20 protein-coding genes are annotated in these 15,566 nt (G+C 65.7%); 10 read left to right on the forward strand and 10 right to left on the reverse strand.

Annotated features, from left to right (window positions below):
• Nucleotides 1-45: 45 nt before the first annotated feature.
• A complete protein-coding gene (locus QOL79_RS05960) occupies nucleotides 46-1,623 on the forward strand; it encodes a tetratricopeptide repeat protein (RefSeq protein WP_283418966.1) in 1,578 nt (525 codons plus the stop codon).
• Here QOL79_RS05960 and rimO read toward each other — a convergent pair.
• Nucleotides 1,613-2,998 (reverse strand): 30S ribosomal protein S12 methylthiotransferase RimO, encoded by a 1,386-nt coding sequence (gene rimO, locus QOL79_RS05965; RefSeq protein ID WP_283418967.1) that lies wholly within the window; start codon nucleotides 2,996-2,998, stop codon nucleotides 1,613-1,615. The two genes, QOL79_RS05960 and rimO, sit on opposite strands and share 11 nt — an antisense overlap.
• Nucleotides 2,999-3,162: 164 nt before the next feature.
• Nucleotides 3,163-3,870 carry an esterase/lipase family protein gene (locus QOL79_RS05970; protein ID WP_283418968.1) on the reverse strand — a complete coding sequence of 236 codons (708 nt, stop codon included), beginning with the start codon at nucleotides 3,868-3,870 and terminating at the stop codon, nucleotides 3,163-3,165.
• A 64-nt stretch (nucleotides 3,871-3,934) separates the two neighbouring features.
• On the opposite strand from QOL79_RS05970, the gene QOL79_RS05975 reads away from it, so the two are divergent.
• Complete coding sequence (locus tag QOL79_RS05975) at nucleotides 3,935-4,261, forward strand: DUF423 domain-containing protein (RefSeq protein ID WP_282949748.1); 327 nt, start codon at nucleotides 3,935-3,937, stop codon at nucleotides 4,259-4,261.
• A 174-nt stretch (nucleotides 4,262-4,435) separates the two neighbouring features.
• Here QOL79_RS05975 and QOL79_RS05980 read toward each other — a convergent pair whose 3' ends face one another.
• From QOL79_RS05980 to QOL79_RS06005, 6 genes are all read right to left on the reverse strand, one after another.
• Entirely contained in the window at nucleotides 4,436-5,491 is a 1,056-nt protein-coding gene (locus tag QOL79_RS05980) for a potassium channel family protein (protein ID WP_283418969.1), read from the reverse strand.
• A 33-nt stretch (nucleotides 5,492-5,524) separates the two neighbouring features.
• On the reverse strand, nucleotides 5,525-6,289 hold the full coding sequence (surE, locus tag QOL79_RS05985) for a 5'/3'-nucleotidase SurE (RefSeq protein WP_283418970.1): 765 nt from the start codon (nucleotides 6,287-6,289) through the stop codon (nucleotides 5,525-5,527).
• 95 nt (nucleotides 6,290-6,384) lie between these two features.
• Nucleotides 6,385-7,665: a serine--tRNA ligase gene (serS, locus tag QOL79_RS05990; protein WP_283418971.1), complete on the reverse strand. Its 1,281-nt coding sequence runs from the start codon at nucleotides 7,663-7,665 to the stop codon at nucleotides 6,385-6,387.
• A 176-nt stretch (nucleotides 7,666-7,841) separates the two neighbouring features.
• A complete protein-coding gene (locus QOL79_RS05995; RefSeq protein WP_283418972.1) occupies nucleotides 7,842-8,306 on the reverse strand; it encodes an SRPBCC domain-containing protein in 465 nt (154 codons plus the stop codon).
• A complete protein-coding gene (locus tag QOL79_RS06000) occupies nucleotides 8,303-8,647 on the reverse strand; it encodes an ArsR/SmtB family transcription factor (protein WP_283418973.1) in 345 nt (114 codons plus the stop codon). The genes QOL79_RS05995 and QOL79_RS06000 overlap by 4 nt, the downstream gene beginning before the upstream one ends.
• Before the next feature lie 130 nt (nucleotides 8,648-8,777).
• The gene (locus tag QOL79_RS06005; RefSeq protein ID WP_283418974.1) at nucleotides 8,778-8,882 is read right to left on the reverse strand and encodes a PEP-CTERM sorting domain-containing protein; all 105 of its coding nucleotides are present in this window, start codon (nucleotides 8,880-8,882) and stop codon (nucleotides 8,778-8,780) included.
• Nucleotides 8,883-8,910: 28 nt separating this feature from the next.
• Here QOL79_RS06005 and QOL79_RS06010 point away from each other — a divergent pair, with 28 nt between their 5' ends.
• From QOL79_RS06010 to QOL79_RS06025, 4 genes are all read left to right on the forward strand, one after another.
• A complete protein-coding gene (locus tag QOL79_RS06010; RefSeq protein WP_283418975.1) occupies nucleotides 8,911-9,762 on the forward strand; it encodes a hypothetical protein in 852 nt (283 codons plus the stop codon).
• Nucleotides 9,763-9,789: 27 nt separating this feature from the next.
• On the forward strand, nucleotides 9,790-10,125 hold the full coding sequence (locus QOL79_RS06015) for a hypothetical protein (RefSeq protein WP_283418976.1): 336 nt from the start codon (nucleotides 9,790-9,792) through the stop codon (nucleotides 10,123-10,125).
• Nucleotides 10,126-10,440: 315 nt separating this feature from the next.
• Entirely contained in the window at nucleotides 10,441-10,902 is a 462-nt protein-coding gene (dksA, locus tag QOL79_RS06020; protein ID WP_058454946.1) for an RNA polymerase-binding protein DksA, read from the forward strand.
• A gap of 93 nt (nucleotides 10,903-10,995) precedes the next feature.
• Nucleotides 10,996-11,382, forward strand: coding sequence for a PilZ domain-containing protein (locus tag QOL79_RS06025; RefSeq protein ID WP_282949742.1), 387 nt, complete (start codon nucleotides 10,996-10,998; stop codon nucleotides 11,380-11,382).
• Between the two features lie 49 nt (nucleotides 11,383-11,431).
• Here QOL79_RS06025 and QOL79_RS06030 read toward each other — a convergent pair whose 3' ends face one another.
• A complete protein-coding gene (locus QOL79_RS06030; protein ID WP_082657693.1) occupies nucleotides 11,432-11,590 on the reverse strand; it encodes a YdcH family protein in 159 nt (52 codons plus the stop codon).
• Between the two features lie 136 nt (nucleotides 11,591-11,726).
• Between QOL79_RS06030 and QOL79_RS06035 the strand changes: the two genes are divergently transcribed.
• Nucleotides 11,727-11,924 carry a YdcH family protein gene (locus QOL79_RS06035; RefSeq protein ID WP_058454944.1) on the forward strand — a complete coding sequence of 66 codons (198 nt, stop codon included), beginning with the start codon at nucleotides 11,727-11,729 and terminating at the stop codon, nucleotides 11,922-11,924.
• A gap of 111 nt (nucleotides 11,925-12,035) precedes the next feature.
• On the forward strand, nucleotides 12,036-12,506 hold the full coding sequence (locus tag QOL79_RS06040) for a DUF1465 family protein (protein WP_283418977.1): 471 nt from the start codon (nucleotides 12,036-12,038) through the stop codon (nucleotides 12,504-12,506).
• On the opposite strand, the gene QOL79_RS06045 is transcribed toward QOL79_RS06040, so the two are convergent.
• Complete coding sequence (locus tag QOL79_RS06045) at nucleotides 12,503-13,585, reverse strand: DUF2332 domain-containing protein (RefSeq protein WP_283418978.1); 1,083 nt, start codon at nucleotides 13,583-13,585, stop codon at nucleotides 12,503-12,505. The two genes, QOL79_RS06040 and QOL79_RS06045, sit on opposite strands and share 4 nt — an antisense overlap.
• 38 nt (nucleotides 13,586-13,623) lie before the next feature.
• Here QOL79_RS06045 and hisG point away from each other — a divergent pair, with 38 nt between their 5' ends.
• Together hisG and hisD are read left to right on the forward strand one after the other, a co-directional pair.
• Nucleotides 13,624-14,280, forward strand: coding sequence for an ATP phosphoribosyltransferase (hisG, locus tag QOL79_RS06050; RefSeq protein WP_058454941.1), 657 nt, complete (start codon nucleotides 13,624-13,626; stop codon nucleotides 14,278-14,280).
• Nucleotides 14,267-15,559 carry a histidinol dehydrogenase gene (gene hisD / locus QOL79_RS06055; protein WP_058454940.1) on the forward strand — a complete coding sequence of 431 codons (1,293 nt, stop codon included), beginning with the start codon at nucleotides 14,267-14,269 and terminating at the stop codon, nucleotides 15,557-15,559. The genes hisG and hisD overlap by 14 nt, the downstream gene beginning before the upstream one ends.
• The last annotated feature ends 7 nt before the right edge of the window (nucleotides 15,560-15,566 follow it).

A 15,566-nucleotide genomic window follows, 5' to 3' on the forward strand; every position in this document is an offset into this window, starting at 1 on the left:
CGGCTTTGCTAGCCCTCTGCCAACAGGGCAAAAAGGGACAAAGGAATGCGGCAGGCAGGATTGGTGGTGGGCATGTTGGCTTTGGCCACGAGTGCCGCAGCGCAGGAGGCCGGACCGGCGAAGCCCCGTTTCGATTTCACCGGCGTAAGCGATGAGGAGTTATGGGCCGCCTACGAGGCGGCGGTCGCGCGGCAGGATGAAGACTATTGCGGTTTCCTGGTCCCGTTGTTGTCGCAGATCGAAACGCGTGGTGGTGCGGACAGGCGGGTTTCCATTGCGCGATCGGGCGCCGAACTTGAATGCGCGATCGAGCAGCAGCGCTGGGATGTCGCCTACCGGCAGGTAAAATATCTCGAACGCGCACATGGCAAATTGCCCGCGCTTTATGCCGCCTCGATCGCGCGATTGGCGGGAGCTCTGCCCGACGCATCGACTCGCTTGCTCGAACATATCGATGCGATCGAGCCGGACACGGCGTTTAAGCAGGAGTCTCGCGAGCTATGGGCGCTCAGCCGCGCATTCGCCCTTGCGGGACGGTTCGCAGAGCGATTGCAGCTGCTGCGCGATCTGGCCCAAGAAGCGCGGCTGGGAAAGATGGCCGAGGACGACCGGCGAGCGATATTGTCGGCGCTTTTCGCTGCCGAGGTGGAAGGCGGCAGCGTCGAGGCGGCCGCCGGACTGGTCGCTAATGTCCGCGATCCCTATACGATGCGCTCGGCATTGGGCGACCTGCGCTACGCTCCGCTCTGGCCGCAACTGGAAGCGCAGGCCGGCGACAATTTGAACCTGATCCTGAACGCAGCGGTGGATGAGGCGCTCGCTAGGTATAGGTCGGCGCCGGACGATCTTCAGCTGTTTCAGGAGTTGGCGCACGCCTATCTGCACGCGGGCCGGTTCGCCGAGGTGATCGACCTGGTCGAGGCGAAGCGTCCGCCGCCGGAAAAAATGGCTGAGATCGACGAGAATATGGCTTGGGCACTCAATGTTGAGGCTTATTCGCTCGACGCGCTGGGCCGGGCCGACGATGCGGAGGCCATATTTGACCAGATCGCAGAGATCCCCTTCGATGCGAAGGAGAAGGGCTGGTTGGTCAACTTCGCAATCAATCGCGGTTCCCGACTGGTTGCTCTTGGCCGGTTCGAAAAAGGGCTGGCGGCGGCCGAACTCGCGGGGAGAATCGCCGAAACGAGCGGCAGCGGCTACGCTCGGATGCTCGTGCGGCGCGACCGGATATGCGCGCTCACCGCACTGGGTCGGGCGGCCGAAGCGGCACCCATACTACAGGAGGTCGATGCCAATATCGATGATACGCCGCACGTGGCAGCCGAGGCGCTGCTATGCGCGAAGGACGAAGGCAAGGTCGCCGCACTGGTGATCGCAGAGCTGAAGGATCCGGCAAAAGCCGGGGAGATGATCGAAGCGCTGCAAGGGCCCGAGTTTGATCTGTTCTACACCTCGTCGGTGTTGCCGCGTCTTTCGAAACGCATCCGTCCGCGCAAGGATGTCGATGCCGCCTTCCGGAAGGTCGCGCGCGATATTCCGGCACGCTTCGCCCCCCTGTTCGCAAAGCGGCGGGCCGAATTGGTAGCCGGCGGTCCGGGAGCGCAAGCGCCTAGGCGCTGACAACCCCGAACAGATCATGCTCGTCGGCGTCCTCGATGACGACGTCGACGATGTCGCCGGGCTTGAGTGTCGCCGCAACGTCGCGGAGATAGACATGGCCGTCGATCTCGGGCGCGTCGGCCTGTGAGCGGCCCGTCGCGCCGATGCTGCCGTCCCAGTCGGGATCATTCGGGTCCGCTTCGCCGACTTCGTCGATGATCACCGTCAGCGTGCGGCCGATCTTGGCTTCGAGCTTGGCGGCGCTGATCGCGGCGGTCTTCGCCATGATGCGCTGGTAGCGCTCTTCCTTGACCTCTTCGGGGACGGGATTGTCGAGCGCATTGGCCTGCGCGCCCGCGACGGGTTCGAAGCGGAACGCTCCGACGCGGTCGAGCTGGGCCTCGTCGAGCCAGTCGAGGAGATACTGGAAATCTTCCTCAGTCTCGCCGGGGAAGCCGACGACGAAGCTCGAGCGGATCGCGATATCGGGGGCGATCGCGCGCCAGCTTTTCAGCCGTTCGAGCACCTTCGCTTCGTTCGCCGGACGCTTCATCCGCTTGAGGACGCTCGGCGCCGCATGCTGGAAGGGGATGTCGAGATAGGGGGTCAGCAGCCCTTCGGCCATCAGCGGGATCACCGCATCGACGTGCGGGTAGGGATAGACATAATGGAGGCGCACCCACGGGGCGCGGCCTTCGCCGGTTTTGAGCTGACCGAGCTCGCGGGCGAGGTCGGTCATGTGCGCGCGGACTTCGCGGCCGTGCCACGGACGCGGGTCGTGGCGGATGTCGACACCGTAAGCCGAGGTGTCCTGGCTGATCACCAGCAGTTCCTTGGTGCCCGCCGCGACGAGCTTTTCGGCTTCGCGCAGCACCGCGTCGATGCGGCGGCTGACGAGTTTGCCGCGCAGATCGGGGATGATGCAGAAGGAGCAGCTGTGGTTGCAGCCTTCGCTGATCTTCAGATAGCTGTAGTGGCGCGGCGTGAGCTTCAGTCCGCCTTCGGGAACGAGGTCGACGAACGGTCCTTGGGTGGGCGGCGCAGCGTCGTGGACGGCGTCGACGACCTGTTCATACTGATGCGCGCCGGTGACCGCGAGCACGTTCGGGAAGCGCGCGCGGATGACCTCGGCCTCATTGCCCATACAGCCGGTGACGATGACGCGGCCGTTCTCGGCCATCGCTTCGCCGATCGCCTCGAGGCTTTCTTCCTTGGCGGAATCGAGGAAGCCGCATGTGTTGACGAGCACGACGTCGGCGCCCGCATAGTCGGGCGACAGGCCGTATCCGTCGGCGCGCAGCTTGGTGAGAATCCGTTCGCTGTCGACGAGCGCCTTCGGGCAGCCGAGCGACACCATGCCGACCTTCGGCTGGGTGGGGAGGGTTTTGACTGTCATGATTGGCGGGGCGCATAGGGGATTTTTTGCGCTTTGTCACCATAGCTGTGCTTGGCGTGGCTCACGCTTGTCTTCGTCATCCCGGACTTGATCCGGGATCCGTCGCAGCGCTGGGGCATGGACCCCGGATCAAGTCCGGGGTGACGAAGGAAAAATGCTGTCTGTCAGCTCTTCCCAGCTAGCGTATCGGCGATGATCCGCCAGACGCGCGGGGCGATACCAAGGCCCAGATGCGTCGCGTCGACCTTTATATTCCGTGCCTGGTCGTTGTAGATGTCGACCGCAATGTCCGGCCCGACGATGCCGTCGCGGTCGGAGTAGATGACGGTGAGCGGCTGGGTCAGGCCCTTGAGGTTGCGGGCATGGATGTCGCGCTCGATCGCGTCGAAGTCGCGGCCCGCAAAGCGCTGGGCGAGCGCGGTATATTTGGGACCGCCGATGATGGGCGTGCCCAGAGTGATGATCTCGCGGACGAGGTGCGGGTAGGCGCGGGCGGTCTCGCGCGCGATGACGCCGCCGAGGCTCCAGCCGATCAGGGTCAGCGGAGCGCCGTCGGCCTTCACCCATTCGGCCGCCTGCCCGGCAAAGCGTTCGACGTCGGCGGCGACGCGGCCGTTGTTCCGGCCCATGCCCCAGTCGCGGACGTTGTAGCCGAGGTGACGGAGATAGGCCTCGAGCGGGCGCATCGACAATTCGCTGGCGCCATAGCCGGGGAGCAATACGACCGAGCGGCCGTCGCCGCGGGGCGCGCCGATCAGGTGGTAGCCGCCAAGGCCGAAGCGGATCATGTCGAACGGCAGCGCAAGCTCGCCGAGCGTCGCGAGCTTGCTCGGCGGCTTCAGCCCCTCGGGAAATGGAACGTCACGGGGCATCGCCTTCTCCCTCTTCTCCGCCTATAGCTTGGCCGATTGCAGGCAGTTAGGGAAGGGGACGCGGGTGCTCGGTGCATTGGCAGCGATTTCAGCGGCGATGGCGGTGGCAGCGGGCGCGTTCGGTGCGCACGGCGCGGCAGGACCGCAGGAGGCCGAATGGCTGCGCACCGGCGGCATCTATCAGCTCATCCATGCGGTGGCGGCGCTCGCGATCATGGGCGTTGCGCGCGGACCAGCGATCATGTTGCTGGTTGGCGGCGCGATTTTTGCGGTCACGCTTTACGCGATGGCGCTGGGCGCGCCGAAATGGTTCGGAGCAGTTACGCCGATCGGCGGGACGTTGCTCATTGGTGGCTGGCTGTGGGCGGCTTGGCTTTTCTGGCGAGGCTGAAGTCGCAGGCAGCCGATGTCAACGGTAAGGGGCCATATCTCTTATCGTCTCCCCGGACTCGATCCGGGGTCCATGACCTCGGCGCCGCGATGGATCCCGGATCAAGTCCGGGATGACGAATTTCAGGATAGCGAACGTCAGCTCGCACCCAAAAGCGTCATTTGCGAGCGCCCATCAATCCGCTTCGCACGTCTCGCACCTGACCACCTCGACGATCGTGTCGCCGGGTTCGAGCGTCTGCACCTCGGGCTCCCAGAAGCCGTAGGGCTTGCCGGCGCGGTAGATCCGGAGGCCGCGGCCGCCGCTGGCGAGCTGGTCGAGACCGTGGCCGACTTCCTCGCTGCCCACGGGCCGCTCGCGCAGTTGCACCTTGCCCCCCGTCGCGGCGAGGTCGGCCATATAGTCCGCGACATGCTCGCCCTGCGCCGAGCCCGCGAGGAGCAGGCCCGTGAAGCTGACGGGGTTGATGACGGTGCTTGCGCCGGCCTGCCGCGCGAGCAGCTCATTATCCTTCGCGCGGATGACGACGCTGATCGGGACGTGCGGCGCGAGGTGGCGGACCGTAAGGACGATCAGGATCGAACTGTCGTCACGCCCGGCCGATACGAGGACTGTTCGCGCCTTGGCGATCTGGACGTCGACCAATGTGTCGTCGTTCGATGCGTCGCCCTGCAACACGTTGCAACCGGCGGCTTCGGCGGCCGCGATGCGGGGGCCCGACTGGTCGATCACGACGATGCACGCGGGGTCGGTGCCGCGCGCGATGAGTTCGCGGACCGCTTCGGCGCCGCTGGTGCCGTAACCGAGCACGACGCAATGATCGGTGAGCTTTGCCTTGATGCGGGCCATGCGCCATTTTTCCCATGTGCGTTTGATGACGAAATTATAGGCGGTGCCGACAAATATGAAGAGCACCGCGATACGGATGGGGGTCACGATCACCGCCTCGATCAGCCGCGATCGGTCAGAGACGGGGGCAATGTCGCCGAAACCAGTCGTCGTGACCGAAATCATCGTGAAATAGACGACGTCGAGAAAACTGATGTGGCCGTCGTGGCTGTCCTTCAGCCCCGCGCGGTCGATCCAGTGGACGAGGACGACGATTGCGATGAGGAAGAAGGCGAGGCCAAGCCGCGCGAGCAGGTCAGCCCAGACCGGCCATTTCGCGTCACGGCGCAGCAGGTGAAAGCCGCTCTGGATCTGGAGCTTGGGTTTCGGCCGCTTGCTCATTGCGGACCTTGTGCCAAAGCCGTGGCGCGAAGGCTAGTCGCTATAGGCGCTGCGCAGCGCCGCCAGCGAAGCGTCGTGCGTGAGGTCGAGCTGGAGCGGGGTGACCGAGATATATCGATCGTCGATCGCCTCAAGGTCGCTGTCGTGACCGGGGCTGTGCTCGATCCCGTGCAGCCCGAACCAATAATAGGGATAGCCGCGCGGATCGGTGCCCTCGACGATCGAGCCGCGGCCATAATCGTGGAATCCCTGCCGGGTGACGCGAATGCCACGCACATCGGCCGCCGGGATGGCCGGGAAGTTGACATTGATCAGCGTGCGCGGCGGCATGTCGTGATCGAGCAACGGGCGCAGCACCTTCGCGCCCCACGCTTCGGCCGCTTCGAAGGGGACGCTGTCACCCATCCCTTCCTTGGCGTAAACTTGGCTCAGCGCGATCGCGCGAATGCCGGCGAGCGCGCCCTCGATCGCGGCCGAAACCGTGCCCGAGTAAGTGATGTCGTCGCCCAGGTTGGCGCCGCGGTTGACGCCCGAAAGGATCAGATCGGGCTTTTCGGGCATCAGCTTGCCGATCGCCATCATCACCGAATCGGTCGGGGTGCCGCTGCACGACCAGCGCCGCTCGCCGTGCTGGCGGATGCGGACGGGGCGCGACAGGGTGAGCGAGTGGCCCGCGCCCGACTGTTCCTCGGCGGGGGCGCAGACCCAGATGTCGTCGCTTAGCTGGCGCGCGATGGCTTCGAGCACTGCCATGCCGGGGGCGTGATAGCCGTCGTCGTTGGTGAGGAGGATGCGCACTTTCGAGTCTCTCTTTCTTCGTCATCCCGGACTTGATCCAGGATCCATTTTGGCGCCGGCGTCGTGGACCCCGGATCAAGTCCGGGGTGACGAGTTCAGGACGCGGGCGTCAGCTTGGTGAGGCCGCCCATATACGGCAGCAGCGCTGCCGGGATATCGACGCCGCCATCCGCCTGCTGATAATTCTCGAGGATCGCCACCAGTGTCCGCCCCACGGCAAGCCCCGAGCCGTTCAGCGTGTGGACGAACTCGTTTGCCTTCGCATCTTCGCGGCGGAAGCGCGTATTCATGCGGCGCGCCTGAAAATCGCCGCAGTTCGAACAGCTCGAAATCTCGCGATAAGCGTTCTGGCCGGGCAACCAGACTTCGAGATCGTATGTCTTGCGCGCGGCAAAGCCCATGTCGCCTGCGCAAAGCAGCATCTTGCGATAGGGAAGATCTAGCGCTTCCAATATTTTCTCGGCCGCTCTTGTCTTGCGTTCGAGCTCGGCGTCGCTGTCCTCCGGACGGACGATCGAGACAAGCTCGACCTTCCAGAACTGGTGCTGGCGGATATAGCCGCGCGTGTCGCGGCCCGCCGACCCCGCCTCGGAGCGGAAGCAGGGGGTAAGCGCGGTCATGCGGATCGGCAGCTCGGCCTCGGACAGGATTTCCTCGCGCACCGCGTTGGTCAGGCTCATCTCGGAGGTCGAGATGAGCCACCGCCCGTCGGTGGTCTGGAACAGGTCCTCGCGGAACTTCGGGAGCTGCGTGGTGCCGAACGCCGCCTCGTCGCGGACCATCAGCGGGGTCGCGCATTCGACATAGCCGGGCTCGCCGGTCTGCATATCGAGCATGAACTGGCCGAGCGCGCGTTCGAGCCGCGCCATCTGACCTTTCAGGAAAGCGAAGCGCGCGCCCGACATCTTCGCCGCGGTCTCGAAGTCGAGGCCGAGCGCGGGAGCGAAATCGGCATGTTCCTGCGGCGCGAAGTCGAAGGTTCGCGGCGTGCCCCAGCGCGAAATCTCGACATTCGCGTCCTCGTCCTCGCCATCGGGGACGTCGTCGGCGGGAAGGTTCGGAAGCGCAGCGAGCAGGTCCTGCAAGGCGGCGAGCTGTTCGCGCTCGACCTCTTCCTTCGCAGGGAGGGTCGTCTTGAGATCGGTGACCTCGGCCTTCAGCGCTTCGGCCTTGTCCTTGTCGCCCTGCGCCATCGCCTGACCGATCAGTTTCGACGCTTCGTTGCGGCGCGCGAGCGAAGCCTGGATTTCGGTCTGAAGCGCGCGCAGCGATGCGTCGGCGGCAAGGATTTGCGCGGACAGGGGTTCGAGGCCGCGGCGCGCGAGGCCGGCGTCGAAGGCTGCGGGATTTTCCCGGATCAGGCGGATATCGTGCATGCGCCGCGCTATGGCGGCGCGGGGCGAGCGGTGCAAGCCTTGATCCTCCCGGTTCCGCAGGCACGGGGAGGCGGACCGTCGCCGCAGGCGATGGTGGAGAGGCTCCAACGTTGCTTCGTGGCCCCTCCGTCAGCGCTTCGCGCTGCCACCTCCCCATCACTGCGCGAGCGGGAGCGCTATGGTTCGATCAGCCTGGCGAGCTGGCCGATCGCCGTGCCCCAGCCTTCGTAGAAGCCCATCTCGTCATGCTTCGCGCTATCCTCGGGGCTCTTGTGGAGCACCCGCGCCGCATAGAGTGTGCCGCCGTCCTTCGGTTCGAAGGTCAGGATCGCGGTGATGGCGAGCCAAGGTTCGACGGGCTGCCAGCCTGCGGTCAGGACGGTCGTGAAGACCAGCCTCTGCTCGGGGACCGCTTCGAGGAAGCAGCCGTCGACATGCGGCTGGAAATCGGTGGCGCCTTGCTCGCGCATGCGGGTCACGAAACCGCCGCCGGGACGGAGCTCGAGCGTGTCGACGCGGCATTCGATCGGTGCAGGAATCCACCATTTCTCAAGATTTTCGGGCACGCTCCAGGCGTTCCAGACCGCCGACGGCGGCGCCTTGATCAGGCGGGAGATGGTAAGCTCGGTTCCGTTTGTCACCTGCGTTGCTCCTGAGGATGTTGCGATTCCACGAATGCCGCCAGCCGGTCGGTGCGCGCCTGCCAGACGGCCCGCTGTTCGGAGAGCCAGCCTTCCGCCTCGGCGAGCCGGGCTTCGTTCAGGTGGCAGGTGCGCACGCGGCCCTGCTTCGCCGAGCGAATGAGCCCGGAGCCCTCCAGCACCGCCAGATGCTTCAAAAAGGCAGGGAGGCCCATGTCGAAGGGCTCGGCGAGCCGCTTCACGGGCGCCGCGCCGCTCAGCAGGCGGCCGATCACAGCACGGCGCGTCGGGTCGGCGAGCGCGTGAAAGACCGAGTCGAGAGCGGATGATTGGTTCACCATATGGCGAACTTTATAGATAGTTTGCCGATTGGCAAACTGAAAATGCGCGCCATATGAAAAGAGGGCCGTCCTTGCGGGCGGCCCCCAGTTAGGTGGTCGGGTTAGCCCCCTCGACCGCCAGTGGATTCGTTTACGCCGCGTCCGACTTGTCGTCGTTGCGGTTCGCGGCGCGGCGGCGCGCGACGAGCGCGGCGGCTGCGGCGCCGAAGAGCAGGATCATTGGCGGGGCCGGCACGGGGGTCGGATCGCCCGACGAGCTGCTGGTGCTGCCGCCCGAACTCGACGACGAGGAAGACGAGCTCGAAGAGGAACTGCTGCTCGACGACGAGGACCCGGTGCTGGTGCTGGTGCCGCCGAAGCTGCTGCTGGTGCTCGTAGCGCCCGACGAGGTCGCACCGCCCGATGAGCTGCTGCTGGACGAGGATGACGAGGAGGAACTGCTCGACGACGAACTGCTTCCCGAACCGCCCGAACTGCTGCTGCTCGAACCACCCGAGCTGCTGCTCGAACCGCCTGAACTGCTGCCACCCCTCGACGAGCTGCCCCAGCCCGAGGAACCATGCGACGAACCGCCCTTCGACGAGCTGCCGCCGCCCGAGGACGACGAGCTCGACGACGAAGACGAGGAGGAAGAAGACGAACTCGACGACGAGCTGCTGCTCGACGAGGTGCTGCTGATGCCGCCGGTCGAGGTCGACACATTGCCCGACGACGTGCTGACATTGCCCGATGAGGTCGAGACGTTGCCCGAGGAAGTGCTGACCCCGCCGGTCGAGGTGGAAACGCCGCCTGTTGAAGTGCTGACGCCGCCCGTCGACGTCGAGGTCGAAACCCCGCCGGTCGACGTTGAGACATTGCCCGAGGAGCTCGACGTCGAGGTGGAAACCCCGCCGGTCGATGTCGACACGCCGCCCGAGGTCGAGCTGGTGCTCGAGGTGATGCCGCCGGTCGTCGTCGAGGTGACAACCACGCTGCCGCCCCCGCCGCTGCTGCTGCCCCCAAAGAAGCCGCCAAAGAAGCCGCCGCCGAAACCGCCGCCGAAGCCGCCGCCGATCACTGTCACACCGCCGCCGCTGCTGCCACCTTCCCATCCGCGCTGCGGGAAGGGCGCATAGGGAATCGGGGGCAGGGGGATCGTCTGGGTGACGACCTGTTGCTGCGGCGTTGCGGTGCGGATCACACGCTTCGTCGTGACGACGCGGCGGATGCGCTTCACCGGCTTTTTCGCGGCATGGCGCTTGCGAACGACCTTCTTGGCGCCGCCGCAGGGGGTGCAGGGCTTCGCCGACTGGGCGCGTGCCGCCGGTACGTCGGCGATCTGCATCGCGCCGCTGCCAATGATCGCACCGCCGCAGGTGCAAGCACATAGTTTGGCGAGGGCCATTCGAACCGACATAGACTTCTCTCTTTCCCGTTGCGGGTGTCCGACGCTTCGCCGCCGTGCCCTCCACTGGACGCAAAAGGCCAAAGCTTTGTGAACGCGGCAATTGCGTTAACCGCGTTTGCCTGTCCGACAGCGGGATTTGCCCCCCGGAATCAACCCCGAATAGCATAACTGTCCCAAATCAGCACGTAAATGACTTCAAATCGGCCCTATTGGACAAATTCGAACCCATGGCGAAGTTAAGTCTCGCCCGTCGGGCCGTGGCCGGTTCAGCTTTGCTTCACCGCCAAATGCTTAGCGGCTGCTTCGGCGCTTGTGTCGCAACCGGCGGCTAGTTATAGGCGCGGCGCATTCCCCGTTCCGTCCGTTCCGGGCGGACGGCGACACGAAAGGACGCGAAAAGCCCTTTATGCCAACCCAGATCGCCGATGTTGGCGCCGACGCGCTTCGCGAAGCCAAATCGAACCTCGATTCGGATTATGTTCCCAGCGAAGACGAAGAGTTTATGAATGAGCGGCAGCAGGAGTATTTCCGTGGCCTGCTGCTCGCATGGAAAAAGTCGATCCTCTCCGAATCCGAATCGACCCTGGCGCAGTTGCAGGACGGGCCGCTTCGCGAACCCGACCTTGCTGACCGCGCGTCGAGCGAGACCGACTGGGCGATCGAGCTGCGCACCCGCGACCGCCAGCGCAAGCTGATCGCGAAGATCGATTCGGCGATCCGGCGCATCGACGAAGGCGAATATGGCTATTGCGCGGTGACCGGCGAGCCGATCTCGCTCGCGCGGCTTCAGGCGCGCCCCATCGCGACGATGACGCTCGAGGCGCAGGAGCGTCACGAGCGCAACGAACGCATCTCGCGCGAAGACTGATCCTCGCCGGGACAAAGTCGGCGGCATTTACGTTTCCGCAATCGCTGCGACCTAGATTCGCCGCCTGACACTCAGCGCGGGGAAAAGGTCGCAATGGAATCGCGTGAACCACTATCGGTGGATGAAGAGGTGGCGGCGCTGTCGCGCAGTGCCGACCGGGACAGCCTGTTCCTGCAGGCGCATGTCCTGATTCCCGGACAGGCCGCGCCGCTTGTCGTTCGCGTTCGCAATCTGTCCGCTGGGGGGATGCTTGCCGAAGCTATGTTTCGCGGGCTTGCCCAAGGGGCGGCGATCGAGGTGGAACTACGCAACATTGGCCCGGTTCCAGGGCGAATCGTCTGGGTCGGCGAGGGCAAGTTCGGGATCGCGTTCGACCGCCAGGTCGATCCGCAGGCGGTTCGGCGTCAGGTTGTCCAGAAATCGGAAGTTCCGCCGCATCTGTCGGCGCTGAACAAGGGCCCCTTCTACCGCCGACGCTGATGCGCTCCGCGAGGGGAAGCACCAGCGGGCGGTAGCGGTCGTGCGACGGTCAGGCGGTCGCGGCCATTTCTTCCTTGAGCCTCAGCTTCTGCTTCTTCAACTGCGCCAATAGTCCCGTATCAGGGCAAGGACGGCGCTCTTCATTCGCAATTTTCGCGTCGAGGTCCGCGTGGCGGGACTTCAGGGCGGAAAGATGCGAGATGCTCATTGGCCATTCTCCTTCGACTCGGTTGGGGGCGCCGAGTAAATCACGAATCGCACCCTTTGTCGTGCCGATTCGGCCAGCCGGTAGGCGGCCCGGACAGCCCGTTGCGGACCGCTCGCTATCGTGGCAGGAGGCAGGTGTGAACGCCGAAGAAATTACCCAGCGCCTGGAACTGCTTCGCCTCGAGCATCGCGATCTCGACGCGGCGATCATCGCCCTTGGCGAGGCGACGGTGCCAGACCAGCTCCAGCTCGCGCGGATGAAGAAACGCAAGCTGCGCCTGCGCGACGAGATCTCGTGGTGCGAGGATCAGATCATTCCCGACATCATCGCCTGACGGGAACGGTTCCGCTTCAAGGCCCCTGATTCAAAACGGGACGTTGGCGGTTCGATTTTTCATGGTTACCATCGTTGCCGCCACAGCGGTGAACGTGTCATCTCCGCGGCCATGGCGACGGACCCAACAAACGGTATCGCGATCGGGCTGCCGGTTCACCGCGCGCAGGTCGAGAATCTCTATGTCGAGGCGATGCTGCTCGCCGACGAGGCGCACGCGGCCTTTGCGGCCGAACGCGACCTCGGTGCCGTCGGTGGCGACGCCCTTCTGCAGGTCAGCCTTGCGTGCGAATCACTCAAGACGACGACGCGGCTGATGCACATCGTCGCCTGGCTGCTCCATCGCCGCGCGATGATCGCGGGCGATCCCGGTGCGGGGGCGGGTGACAGCGCGGCGCGGATTGGCGAGCCGGTTGCGGCCGACTGGGAGGTCTGTGCGCGTTTCGCAATGCCGCTGCGCCGGATCGTCGCCGCGAGCGAACGGCTGTTCGAGCGGATCGCCGCGCTGGAGGCCGGTTGGGAAACACCGATCGCGGTCACCCCGGTGCAGGCGATGCTCGCGCAGCTCGAAGCGCGGCTTTAGGCGGCCGCCCACTCGACCCACGCGCCATGGGCGTGCGCGCGGCCAAGCATCTTCGCCGCTTCGCCGCCGGGCCAGTAGCGGACGACGAGTTCGTGTTGATGCACGGTACGATTGGCTTCGAGCGCGATCCACGCCAGCGGCCGATCGGCGGTCGCCTCGGCGCCGGCCTCTTCCATCGCGGTCGTCACGCGCATCTGCTGGTCCTCGGGGACATATTGCCAGACGATCGAGTGCATCAGCACGCGCGTCGTCCCCTTCGCCTGCGGCTTGCGAAGCTCCGCCTCGACGAAATCGGCGGCGTTGGCGTGGACGAGGTTCGGTTTCTTCGCGCGCGCTGCCGCGATCGCGGCCTCGATGCGCTGGAAACGGATCGCATGCTCGGGCCAGATATAGGCCTTGAGGCGCAGCGCCTGTGCCGGATCTGTGAGGTCGACCGGCCCGACGTCGCACCCTTTGAGTCCGGCAAAGTCGATCTTGTGCTGCGGCGGGTGGCTGCCGCGCCATTCGGGGGTGAAGGCCATCACTCCGGGTTCGGGGCCGACCTGCACCCCGCCAAGGTCGTAGTGATAGCGGTCGATCATCAGGTTGATGCCCGCGCTCGACCCGATTTCGAGGCAATCGAAATGCGGCGGCAACCCCTGGTCGGTCAGCCACAGCATCGCGGCGATGAAATTCGACGAGCGCCCGGCTTCGTTGGTCTGCGGCGGCCCGTCGAGCCACGGGAGCAGCGCCGCCTCGTGGCTCGCGACGACGCCGGCAACGATCGCGGCATCGTTGATGTCGTCGGCATCGGCGTAGATCGGGGCGAGGGCCGGCGACTTGCCCGACAGGTGCAGCGCATGCAGCCCGCCGGCGGCGCGCAGCGGGAGGGCATCGGCGAGCGGGGGGCCTTGCCAGCCCGCGATCCGCCGCGCGAATTCGGTCGCGGGCTTGTCGAGCAAAGTCGCGAGCGCGGCGACGATCCGCGCGGTGACTCGCGCGTCGTTGGCCCGGCAATAGGCGACTTGATTCGCAAAGGCGGTGCGCACTGCCGCGGGCCCCGTCTCGGCCATGTTGACCAGTTGGTAGCGCTCGCTCATTGCCCTTTCTCCTCTCGCCGCCTAAAGGCACGGCGCTTATGCCCGAACCGATCATCTTTGCCATCCCCAAGGGACGCATCCTCGACGAGGCGCTGCCCTTGCTCGCGCGTGTCGGGATCGAGCCGGCAGCGGACTTTTTCGACAAGAGCAGCCGCGCGCTCGTGTTCGGCACGAACCAGCCGCATATCTCGCTGATCCGCGTGCGCGCGTTCGACGTCGCGACCTTCGTCGCGCACGGCGCCGCGCAACTCGGCATCGTCGGGTCGGACGTCGTCGACGAGTTCGACTATTCGGAGCTTTATGCGCCGGTCGACCTCGGTATCGGGCATTGCCGCCTGTCGCTTGCGGGACCCGCAGACAGCGCGCCTCCCGGCATCGGCGAAAGCCACATCCGCGTCGCGACCAAATATCCCGCGACGACGCGCCGCTGGTTCGAGGGGCAGGGCATCCAGGCCGAGTGCATCAAGCTCAATGGCGCGATGGAGATCGCGCCGAAGCTGGGCCTCGCGTCGCACATCGTCGATCTTGTTTCGACGGGACGGACGCTGGTCGAAAACGCCCTCGCCGAGCAGCAGATCATCAGCGAGGTTTCGGCGCGGCTGATCGTCAACCGTGCGGCGTTCAAACTGCGTTCGGCCGAAGTGCCCGCGCTGGTCGAGAAATTCCGCGAGGCCGTGGGCAATGCGGCGGCTTGACGCCTCCGACCCCGGCTTCGCCGCGGAGTTCGACGCGCTGGTCAATGACCGGCGCGAGAGCGACTCCGATGTTTCGACCGACGTCGCGGCTATCATTGCGCGGGTGAAGGCCGAGGGCGACGTCGCGCTCGCCGACTATACCGCCAGGTTCGATCGCTTCGATCTTGAAACCCGCGGCTGGAGCATTTCGAAGGAGGAATGTGCGGCCGCCTATGACGCGCTTGCTCCCGAGCTGCGCGATGCCCTCGACCTCGCGGCGGCGCGTATCCGCGCCTATCATGCCGCGCAGCTTCCCGAGGATCGCGACTACCGCGATGCGACCGGGGCGCGTTTGGGCGCGCGTTGGAGTGCGGTCGATGCGGCGGGCGTTTATGTCCCCGGCGGGCGTGCGGCTTATCCCTCGTCGGTGCTGATGAACATCTTGCCCGCGAAGGTCGCCGGGGTCGAACGCATCGTGATGATGACGCCGACGCCGGGTGGCGAGACCAATCCGGTCGTGATGGCCGCGGCGCATATCGGCGGGGTCGATGAGATATGGCGCGTCGGCGGGGCGCAGGCGGTTGCGGCGCTTGCCTATGGCACCAGCAGGATCGCGCCCGTGGACGTCGTGACCGGTCCCGGCAACGCCTGGGTCGCCGAGGCGAAACGGCAGGTCTATGGCGTGGTCGGTATCGATATGGTCGCCGGGCCGAGCGAGATCGTCGTCGTGGCCGACAACAAGAACGAACCGCATGTCATTGCCGCCGACCTGCTGAGCCAGGCCGAGCATGATCCGACGAGCCAGTCGATCCTGTTCACCGACGATGGCAATTTCGCCGATGCCGTCGCGGCGGCGGTCGCGCACGTCATTCCGACGCTGAACACAGCATCGACGATGCAGGCGAGCTGGGCCGACAATGGCGCGGTGATCGTAGTGCCGACGCTGGCCGACGCGATCCCGCTCTGCGACCGGCTGGCGCCCGAACATCTCGAACTCGCGGTCGATCCGGCCGAGGCTGATGCGCTCTTCGCCAAGGTGCGCCATGCGGGCTCGGTCTTCCTCGGCCGCCAGACCCCCGAGGCCATCGGCGACTATGTTGCCGGCCCGAACCACGTCCTCCCCACCGGACGCCGCGCGCGCTTTTCGAGCGGGCTGTCGGTCACCGACTTCATGAAGCGCACCAGCTTCCTCGCGCTCGACGAAGCAAGCCTCGCCGCGATCGGCCCGGCTGCCGTCGCGCTCGCGGGTGCCGAGGGGCTTCCCGCGCACGCGCTCAGCGTCCAGAACAGACTGAAGTAGAATGACC

The organism is Sphingopyxis sp. Geo48, assembly GCF_949769155.1.
Taxonomy (GTDB): Bacteria; Pseudomonadota; Alphaproteobacteria; order Sphingomonadales; family Sphingomonadaceae; genus Sphingopyxis.